The following is a 397-nucleotide window of genomic DNA, read 5'->3' as shown; positions in this document are numbered from 1 at the left end:
TTTCATTAGTGTAGATATCTGTTCTTCAACTTTCATTGTTGACTCCCTAAGTAGTCAACTTTTTTCAGGACAAGACACGTTGAGAGAAATCATTAACCTCCAGGACTTAAATCGAATGGATTGGTTTACCCAGGTCTTTCAGGTGACAAAGAAGATCAGCTGGATTTATGAACCTAATCCTGTAACGGGTCAGAGATCCACAAAAAAGACGCAGGAAACTGCGGAGCTTTACTGGCATAGCTATTTCGATCGACAAATTGCTGAGAATGCCAGACAAGGGATGTTTGAGAGAATCATTCGTATACGCGAAAAAATGGCCACCGGTAAGTCTCTCGATGAAAACGAACAAACATTACTAGAAGAGGTGTTTGTAAAACATGAGAAAGACGGCACGGTC

At 41.1% G+C, this 397-nt stretch carries 1 pseudogene; it reads left to right on the top strand.

Going from position 1 to position 397, the window contains the following annotated elements:
* Positions 1 to 115 precede the first annotated feature (115 nt).
* A pseudogene (locus E5987_RS12870) lies at positions 116 to 397 on the top strand (hypothetical protein); the annotation flags it as partial.

It is taken from the genome of Parasutterella muris, assembly GCF_009767915.1.
Taxonomy (GTDB): Bacteria; Pseudomonadota; Gammaproteobacteria; order Burkholderiales; family Burkholderiaceae_F; genus Parasutterella; species Parasutterella muris.
This window is presented reverse-complemented; position numbering and strand designations above follow the sequence as displayed.